We start from the raw sequence: 6,991 nt of genomic DNA on the forward strand, positions 1-6,991 counted from the left end.
GAGGGAATGCTATGCCAGGAACAACCATTTTGATTATTATTGGAATTGTGCTTGTGATTCTTATTGCACTTATTGGTGTATTTGTTTCGAAATACCGGACAGCAGGTCCAGATGAAGCGTTAATCGTCACAGGAAGTTACCTAGGAAGTAAAAATGTCCACGTGGATGAAGGCGGAAACAAGATTAAGATTGTAAGAGGCGGAGGTACCTTTGTACTCCCTGTTTTTCAACAAGCAGAGCCGCTCAGCTTACTATCTAGCAAGCTAGATGTTTCAACGCCTGAAGTCTATACTGAACAAGGTGTACCAGTCATGGCAGACGGAACGGCCATCATTAAAATTGGCGGATCGATTGAAGAAATTGCTACTGCAGCAGAGCAATTTTTAGGTAAAACAAAAGAAGACCGTGAAAACGAAGCGAGAGAAGTACTAGAAGGACACCTTCGCTCCATCTTAGGATCAATGACAGTCGAAGAGATTTATAAAAACAGAGAGAAATTTTCTCAAGAAGTACAGCGTGTCGCTTCTCAAGATTTAGCGAAAATGGGCCTCGTCATTGTGTCGTTTACAATCAAAGATGTCCGTGATAAAAATGGCTATTTAGAATCACTAGGTAAACCTAGAATTGCCCAAGTGAAACGCGATGCAGATATTGCAACTGCTGAAGCAGATAAAGAAACACGTATCAAACGTGCCGAAGCAGATAAAGATGCGAAGAAATCTGAGCTTGAGCGTGCCACTGAAATCGCTGAAGCAGAAAAGATCAATGAGCTGAAAAGAGCAGAATTCAGACGTGAACAGGATACAGCGAAAGCAAGTGCCGACCAAGCGTACGATCTTGAAACAGCTCGTAACCGTCAGCACGTAACTGAACAAGAAATGCAAGTAAAAATCATTGAACGTCAGAAGCAAATTGAATTAGAAGAAAAAGAGATCCAGCGTCGTGAGCGTCAATACGATTCTGAAGTGAAAAAGAAAGCAGATGCGGACCGTTATGCTGTTGAGCAGTCAGCTGCGGCGGAAAAAGCGAAACGCCTCGCTGAAGCAGATGCCAAGAAATACAGCATTGAAGCAATGGCAAAGGCAGAAGCTGAGAAAGTCCGAATTGATGGGCTTGCCAAAGCGGAAGCTGATCGTGCAAAAGGGGAAACAGAAGCAGAAGTCATTAGACTGAAAGGACTTGCGGAAGCCGAAGCGAAAGAGAAAATCGCTGAAGCATTCGAACAGTATGGTCAGGCAGCGATCCTTGATATGATTGTGAAAATGCTTCCTGAATATGCGAAGCAAGTATCTTCACCACTTTCTAACATTGATAAAATTACTGTTGTGGATACTGGCGGTAACGGTGAAGGCAGCGGTGCCAATAAAGTCACTGGCTATGCTACAAACCTTATGTCCAGTCTGCAAGAAAGCCTGAAAGCATCCTCAGGAATCGATGTCAAAGAAATTATTGAGAACTTTTCCGGCAAAGGCAATGTGAAGCAAAGCATTCAGGAACTAACGAATGAAATCAAACAGCCAAGAAAAAAAGAGATAGCTGATCATCAAATAGAAGAATAAAATCAATAGACACCTTCCATCAGAAGGTGTCTATTTGGCATGTGCCCGATATGGATTCCTTCTTACATATGAAGAAAGATTTACGAGAATACCAGCAGATATCATCATGAACACTAGGGAGGAGCCGCCATAGCTAATGAAGGGAAGCGGAATGCCTGTGATCGGAAGAAGACCAAAGACAGCGCCTAAATTAAAGACTGCTTGGAGCATGATTTGAAACGTAAGCCCAATCGTTAACAGCTTTCCAAAAGGGTCATGTAAAGCCTGCACAATTCGCATTGCGCGATACATGATGAGTAGATATGCACCAATCACAAGCAACAGCCCCATGATTCCCAGCTCTTCGCTGATGATGGCCATGATAAAATCAGTATGGGCTTCAGGCAGAAAGCCTAGCTTTTGAATGCTTCCGCCTAACCCATTCCCCGTCAGCCCGCCTGAATCCATTGCGAAATACGAATGAATCAGCTGATATCCATCTCCATCTTCATACTGAAAAGGCTCACGAAAAGAAGTCAGCCGTTTCAAACGGTAAGGAGCTGTCACGGCAAAAAAAGAGATACCCGCTGCGGCAGTCGATCCTAGCAAAATAAGATGGCGCGTTTTCAGCCCAGCGCATAATAAAATCATGCCACAGCTTAATAAAATAGACACAGCTGTGCCCAAATCAGGCTGCTTTAAGATCAACAAAAAAACAAGACCTAAAAGAATGAGTGGCGGCAGTACGCCTGTTTTAAAAGATGTAATGTACGCTTGTTTTTTCGCGTATACATAAGCAAAATAGATAACCATTACTAGTTTCACAGCTTCAGAAGGTTGGAGCATGAGAGAGCCTAGCTGAATCCACCGCTGTGAATTGTTTTTGACAACACCGATTCCAGGGAGCAGGACTAGGATGAGACATAGCAATGACAGCATGACAAACAACCGAATCCATTTACGATAAATCTGATAAGGGAACAGAGCGGCAATGAAGAAAAAGAATCCCCCGATCAGGAGCCATTGCCATTGTTTGATGAAGAAATAGCTGCCCTTTTCATACTTCACTTCTCCTAAAGGATAACTTGCACTGTAAACCATCAGTAAACCAAATAAACAGAGGAACACAATCGTTCCAACAAGAATGCGGTCGACTCTTTTGAGATGAGATCGAAGGAATGCCATCATCTTCAATTCCAATTGTCTCCAAACATATAGGATGATGATCTGATATTGACACTTAACACGAGGCCAATGGCGATCATGTTCGTCAAAAGCGCACTGCCTCCATAGCTGATAAAAGGAAGCGCGAGTCCCGTCACAGGCATTAAACCGACTGTCATCCCTACGTTTTGGAAAACTTGAAACACGATCAGCCCAACGACTCCCGCACATATGTACAATCCATAAAGCGTATTAGCATGCATAGCTACATGAATGATTCGATAAATCATCATTAAGTACAAACACAACAAAAGGGATGCGCCGATAAAACCAAACTCCTCACCAATGACGGCAAATATAAAATCCGTATGCGCTTCAGGGATATTACCTCCTTGTACTTGATGTCCCTGTGTAAAACCGCTTCCTGATAATTGACCTGATCCAATGCCGAGCATCGATTGTTTCAGCTGATACCCGTAAGTTGAATCAAATTCATCGGGAGAGAGCCAGCCATAAATGCGGTCAAGCTGATGAGGCTTAATGATTTTGGTGAAATGCTCAAAGTGTTCATTGTGCAAGTAGACCAGAAATGTAAGAAGTGCAAGAAAAGAAGCCATTAATGCGGCCATCATCTTGCTAGAAATCCCTGACACAAGCATCAGTGTAAAGGCGATGGATAATATAACGAGCGCTGTCCCTAAATCAGGCTGAATTAAGATGAGGAAAAAAGGGACAACGGTCCAGCAAACGACTTTACTTGTAGGAAGGATGCTTTCTTTAAACGAAAATCGCTGATGCTTGTATTGGTTCAAAACAGCCGCTAGCAGAAGGATCACAAAAATTTTCATGAACTCTGATGGCTGAACTTTGATTGAACCGAAGCTGATCCACCTTTGGGATCCGTTTTGACTCGTTCCGAAAAAATGCACAAGAATAATGAGGAAAATACCACCTGCAAATAACCGAAAAGATAAACGCTCAAGCAGTTCATAATCAAAGTATGCAGCTGCTGCCATAAGACCGAAACCGACGATATACCAGAAAATTTGTCTTTTGACGAAATAAAACATATCTTGCGTTTCATACTGTCCTGATCCGCTATATACAGCTATCAGACTGATGACAAATAAACAAATCACAGTGAGTAAAAGTACGAAGTCAATGCTGTACTGTTTTTTCATGGCTTCTTGTCCTGCTACCTATTTGTCAGCTGGTCTATGACGATTTTTACAGCCGCAGCATCATCAATATAGCCGATCGGAAAAATATAATCTGGTATTAAGTCAACAGGCATAATGAAATAAAGGAGTACGCCCCCCATCAGCATCAATTCTCGAGAAGTACCCCGTCCGGTCATAAATAAGCTGTACATGTTTTTCAAATGCTGAAGGAATGGTCCGACGCCGCTTAGCGTCTTCGTCTTTTTCTCAAACTTTGCCGAGATCGTTTCTTTTCCCTCGTTTGTTTGGCTATAGGTTTCATATTCGTTTAATTTTTGCTTCAATTTGGTATGACTAAATGTACCGTCGTAGACGTCCTGATCTTTCAGTATTTTTTCGATCTCTTCTACCGCTTGAATGAACGTATCACCGTGCACCTTTTCGCTTTTGACTGGAAACCCTGCAGCAGTCAATAGTTGATCTAATGATATGTTCAGAGAATCTGAAAGCCGTTGCAGATGATTCAAAGTTGGTTTTCTTTTTCCATTCATGATTCGAGACAGTGTCGCTTTATCAATTCCTGTGTATGTGCTGAGATCTCTTAAAGATAGAGAACGTTGTTGCAATTTTTCCTTTAAGAGCGGCCCAAGCTCAGTTGTCTTAAAATCCATCTTTTACGCCATCCTTTGTATGATGTTTCAACTCTTCTATAGAAGAAGTCGTACCCAATATAAAGGTGTGTTGACAAAATGTCAACGGATATCCTTTATTGATTGAATTTTAGGAAATAGGAATTTATCATAATGAAGATAGGGTGAAAACAGTGAGAAGGAGTGGCGCGGATGAAGGTGAGGCATGCTGTACAAAAAGATATTCCTAAAATTGCCGAAATACATGTGAAGAGCTGGCAGACGACTTATCAAGGCATTATTAATCAGGATTATTTGGATGGTTTAAATATAGAAGATCGAGAAGAGAGCTGGAGAAGAAGGTCACTTGAAGGCACGTTTGTCGTAGAAGATGCCGAGGGGGTATTTGGTTTTGCTTCTTTTGGAAAACAACGTGATGAGCGCTATTCAACATATGATGGAGAACTTTATGCGATCTATTTATTGCAAGAGAAACAGAAATCAGGAGCAGGTATTGCTTTAATTGCAGAAGGAGTGAGTTATTTAATAGAGAAAGGGTATCAGAATATGATGCTGTGGGTGTTTGAACAAAATTCGGCAAAGCATTTTTATCAAAAACTTCAACCTCATTTTGTCGTTACCAGCCAGTTCGAGCTGGCTGGTGAGGAACATAATGAAATGGGGTATGGATGGGAGCTGTCTGTATTAAATGACCATGTACACCGAATTAAATCGTCAGCTTCCAATAATAATGAGAGAAAAAGGTGAAAAGCACAGCTAGCAACATATAAGAGATAAAAGGAGAAGCTTCTACTTTTCCTTTTATTCCTGCTATTTTTAAAGCTTCATAGAAACCTGCCAAAAAATAAGCAAGACTGAGAATATAACAGCACAGCATAATGGAGTAAGGGTTCATTGGCGTACCTCCAGCATGAAATCTTCTACTATTAATAGATTCCATAGAGCGGCAAATTATGCATAAAAAAATAACCAGCTGAAATCAGCCAGTTATTTTTGGTGAGGAAAAACCAAACGAGATGCACTTGGTATGAGTATGCAAAGAACAATACTGCAAATAATAAATGAAGGAACCATATATGTGCTGTTATAAATTAAAGAGTAAACCCAGCCTGGTGTTCCTTTTGGTGCATTCTGAGAAAAGAAAACAACACCAGAGATAAAGAACGTCAATAGTCTGAAGAAACTTGCAACAAATACGGATAGGGTAATATAGAAGAATTGCTGCTTTCGCTTTTGATCCTGAATGGCTTTTTTGATCAATCCAGAAAATAGGCCGCTTAGGGAAATGACAACAGATGCGACGAAGTAATCGAGAAATCCTTGAACTGGTGTAGCGATAATAGGGCCATTCATCAGCTGAAGCCCTGCGATGAGCACACCAATGATAAACCCGGTTGATATTCCCCATCTAATAGACATAAGAATGACAGGTATCATAATCAGCGCAAGAGACCCGCCGTTCGGCATTCTTAAAAAGAGACCTGATAAGTAATCTAATACAAGTGCAAGTGAAGTCATAATTGCGATTTCCATCAGTCGTACCAATTGATTTGATTGCTGCATAAAAAAATCTCCCTTTTCATGAATTGAGCAAGGAGAGACCGTGTAAGGATGAGTATGTTATTCATAGAAAAACATATCGAGTTGAATACACCACATGTATTCAATTGAATCCACATTCCTACTTCAGTATTAACTGACAGGTTCAAAGGGTCAGAACAACGAGTGTTCACTCTCAGCACAAAGCTCCCCCTGCGGTTATTTAGTTTTCTTCTATTATAAATATACTAAAGACCTTCAGGATCAACAATAGAGAATTCCTGTGATAATCAATTTTTGTATGATTATATAGGAAGAGATAAGGAAAAATAAATTATTTAGAAAAAATACTTGTTTCCTCTCTCAAAAGGTGTTATATTTGTATTCGCCGCTAAAACAGCGCGGTTATTAAATAACATAAAGAAAAAAGTTGTTGACTTTATCTTGATAGAATGTTATATTAATAAAGTCGCCTCTGAGAGACGGCGAAGATGATCTTTGAAAACTAAACAAGACAAAACGCACCTGTTAATTCGAGTTTTTTATAAAAAAATCCTATGATATATCATAGGTAGTCAGTCAAACTGACGAGGCAGGAAATGATCACATACTAAGTTCGCTACATCGTGTAGCAACGCATGTGTGATATGCATCCTGCATACCTCGGAGAGTTTGATCCTGGCTCAGGACGAACGCTGGCGGCGTGCCTAATACATGCAAGTCGAGCGGACAGAAGGGAGCTTGCTCCCGGATGTTAGCGGCGGACGGGTGAGTAACACGTGGGTAACCTGCCTGTAAGACTGGGATAACTCCGGGAAACCGGAGCTAATACCGGATAGTTCCTTGAACCGCATGGTTCAAGGATGAAAGACGGTTTCGGCTGTCACTTACAGATGGACCCGCGGCGCATTAGCTAGTTGGTGGGGTAATGGCTCACCAA

6 protein-coding genes, 1 rRNA gene and 1 riboswitch are annotated in these 6,991 nt (G+C 41.2%); of the genes, 3 read left to right on the plus strand and 4 right to left on the minus strand.

Features of this window, described 5'->3' with window-relative positions; genetic code table 11:
• Positions 1-11 precede the first annotated feature (11 nt).
• Positions 12-1,559: a flotillin lipid rafts scaffold protein FloT gene (floT, locus tag C6W21_RS14660; protein WP_106050941.1), complete on the plus strand. Its 1,548-nt coding sequence runs from the start codon at positions 12-14 to the stop codon at positions 1,557-1,559.
• A 30-nt stretch (positions 1,560-1,589) separates the two neighbouring features.
• Here floT and ftsW read toward each other — a convergent pair whose 3' ends face one another.
• The 3 genes from ftsW to C6W21_RS14675 are packed head-to-tail and all read right to left on the minus strand — an operon-like array spanning position 1,590 to position 4,533.
• Entirely contained in the window at positions 1,590-2,723 is a 1,134-nt protein-coding gene (gene ftsW / locus C6W21_RS14665; RefSeq protein ID WP_106050991.1) for a putative lipid II flippase FtsW, read from the minus strand.
• Positions 2,724-2,728: 5 nt separating this feature from the next.
• Positions 2,729-3,883 carry a rod shape-determining protein RodA gene (gene rodA, locus C6W21_RS14670; RefSeq protein ID WP_106050942.1) on the minus strand — a complete coding sequence of 385 codons (1,155 nt, stop codon included), beginning with the start codon at positions 3,881-3,883 and terminating at the stop codon, positions 2,729-2,731.
• 14 nt (positions 3,884-3,897) lie between these two features.
• A complete protein-coding gene (locus C6W21_RS14675) occupies positions 3,898-4,533 on the minus strand; it encodes a helix-turn-helix domain-containing protein (protein WP_106050943.1) in 636 nt (211 codons plus the stop codon).
• A 171-nt stretch (positions 4,534-4,704) separates the two neighbouring features.
• Here C6W21_RS14675 and C6W21_RS14680 point away from each other — a divergent pair, with 171 nt between their 5' ends.
• A complete protein-coding gene (locus C6W21_RS14680) occupies positions 4,705-5,259 on the plus strand; it encodes a GNAT family N-acetyltransferase (RefSeq protein WP_106050944.1) in 555 nt (184 codons plus the stop codon).
• 240 nt (positions 5,260-5,499) lie between these two features.
• On the opposite strand, the gene thiT is transcribed toward C6W21_RS14680, so the two are convergent.
• Positions 5,500-6,075, minus strand: coding sequence for an energy-coupled thiamine transporter ThiT (gene thiT, locus C6W21_RS14690; protein ID WP_106050946.1), 576 nt, complete (start codon positions 6,073-6,075; stop codon positions 5,500-5,502).
• A gap of 98 nt (positions 6,076-6,173) precedes the next feature.
• A riboswitch (TPP riboswitch) is annotated at positions 6,174-6,275 on the minus strand.
• Between the two features lie 436 nt (positions 6,276-6,711).
• Here thiT and C6W21_RS14695 point away from each other — a divergent pair.
• Positions 6,712-6,991, plus strand: a 16S ribosomal RNA gene (locus tag C6W21_RS14695); the annotation flags it as partial.

It is taken from the genome of Bacillus sp. NMCN1, from assembly GCF_002998085.1.
In the GTDB taxonomy this organism is placed as follows: Bacteria; Bacillota; Bacilli; order Bacillales; family Bacillaceae; genus Bacillus.

Bases quoted from the DNA above. Each gene is read 5' to 3' on its own strand.
- floT (WP_106050941.1), top strand. From the start codon at position 12: ATGCCAGGAACAACCATTTTGATTATTATTGGAATTGTGCTTGTGATT.
- C6W21_RS14680 (WP_106050944.1), top strand. From the start codon at position 4,705: ATGAAGGTGAGGCATGCTGTACAAAAAGATATTCCTAAAATTGCCGAA.
- ftsW (WP_106050991.1), bottom strand. From the start codon at position 2,723: ATGGCATTCCTTCGATCTCATCTCAAAAGAGTCGACCGCATTCTTGTT.
- thiT (WP_106050946.1), bottom strand. From the start codon at position 6,075: ATGCAGCAATCAAATCAATTGGTACGACTGATGGAAATCGCAATTATG.
- rodA (WP_106050942.1), bottom strand. From the start codon at position 3,883: ATGAAAAAACAGTACAGCATTGACTTCGTACTTTTACTCACTGTGATT.
- C6W21_RS14675 (WP_106050943.1), bottom strand. From the start codon at position 4,533: ATGGATTTTAAGACAACTGAGCTTGGGCCGCTCTTAAAGGAAAAATTG.